Here is a 1365-nt window from a genome sequence, read left to right as displayed (position 1 = left end):
AAGGCCGGATATAAGCGTGCAGTCCTCATCCGTGTCCATCTCGTGGCTTGCTTGCTCAACGGGACGGGTCCATATAAGGGAGCTTCAGCTCGCGAATCTCTCTCCCCATGAATAGTCCATGCCACTGAACTGATGTTCTGATCTGGTTTTATGGGGCTTCAGCCCGCAGCAGTTACGTCTCGAAAACCAGTAACTCCCCATGTCTTGATAATACATACAATGTAACTACAATATAATGTATGAGCTTTCTTACCTTCGAGTGGGATCCCAATAAGGACGCCGCTAACTGCAAGAAGCATGGCGTCTCTTTTAAAGAGGCAAAAACGGCCTTCACGGACGAATTCGGCCGCCTCATATCGGATCCCGATCATTCTGAAGAGGAGGATCGGTTCATACTCCTTGGAACGAGCATTCATTCTCGTTTATTGGTGGTGTGCCACTGCGTGAGAGACGGCGAAACAATCCGAATTATTTCAGCGCGCAAGGCGAATAAACGAGAGCGAAAAACTTACGAAGGGTATAGACATGCGTGACCATTACGATTTTTCAGAGTCAGTCAAAAACCCATACGCCAAAAAGCTTAAAAAGCAGGTCACGATCCGGCTGGATGAAGATACCATCGCGTATTTTAAGGATTTGGCGGAACAAAAAGATCTTCCGTATCAGAGCTTGATTAATCTCTATCTGCGCGACTGTGCCCAGTCACATAAAGACCTCAAGCTTGAGTGGCAATAAACGGTGCGGCGCTACCGATCAGGTGGTTGAAATCCTCCGTTGCGTACTCAAAGCCTAAGTCACAGCGCTTCCCACAGCCCCGCCACTGCACTGGTGTTGTGGGAGGGCGAATATCTAGCCCTATAAACAATCCCTGCCACTAAATTGATGCTTTGAACCGGTGTTGTGGGAGGGAGTTTTAGCTCGCAAAGACTCAGCCACATAAGCAATCTAGCTGCCCCTTTACGTGGCGTAACGCTTGGCGAGGAACGAGCCAAAAGGCACCCGCAGTGGCGGCCCGGCGCGAAGGCAGCGCCAGCTGCCCAAAGCCTGCTCCAGCTCAATTATTCTGCAAAGCCACGTGACCTAAGCCCATTTTATGAATAGAGTATGGTTAGATTGGAAAGAAGCATACATAAGAGTTTTGGATATGCTGCAACGTTTTCAAAATATAACATATATAAAACAATTGGTTATGGTTGTTTTTACGGGCTACGTAATGTTAGTAATTGAGCAGATATGCTCTTCGATCTTATTCGGCGAGGTATTAAATTACTGGGCGGATGCAGACACTGAGTGCAACACACTCATTGGATGGTTGACGGGCTTTCATGATACTTGGCCATCAGTTCGCTCATCACTTCTATCGGA

3 protein-coding genes are annotated in these 1365 nt (G+C 47.8%); all 3 read left to right on the top strand.

All coding sequences use genetic code 11. From position 1 onward, the window contains the following. Nucleotides 1-239 precede the first annotated feature (239 nt). Nucleotides 240-533, top strand: a complete 294-nt coding sequence (locus tag ACQKE4_RS20715) for a BrnT family toxin (protein WP_427390108.1) — start codon at nucleotides 240-242, stop codon at nucleotides 531-533. Further along, a complete protein-coding gene (locus ACQKE4_RS20710) occupies nucleotides 526-735 on the top strand; it encodes a BrnA antitoxin family protein (protein WP_427390107.1) in 210 nt (69 codons plus the stop codon). Before ACQKE4_RS20715 ends, ACQKE4_RS20710 begins: the two co-directional genes overlap by 8 nt. A 409-nt stretch (nucleotides 736-1144) precedes the next feature. Beyond that, the coding region (locus ACQKE4_RS20705) for a hypothetical protein (protein WP_427390106.1) at nucleotides 1145-1365 on the top strand (221 nt) is incomplete at its 3' end.

The sequence above is a fragment of the Halomonas sp. NPDC076908 genome, from assembly GCF_050269715.1.
Lineage (GTDB): Bacteria > Pseudomonadota > Gammaproteobacteria > Pseudomonadales > Halomonadaceae > Vreelandella.
Note: the sequence above shows the minus strand (reverse complement) of the source record. Positions and strands in the feature narration are given on the sequence as shown.

Coding starts and splice junctions, on each gene's coding strand:
- ACQKE4_RS20710 (WP_427390107.1), top strand. CDS start 526: ATGCGTGACCATTACGATTTTTCAGAGTCAGTCAAAAACCCATACGCC.
- ACQKE4_RS20715 (WP_427390108.1), top strand. CDS start 240: ATGAGCTTTCTTACCTTCGAGTGGGATCCCAATAAGGACGCCGCTAAC.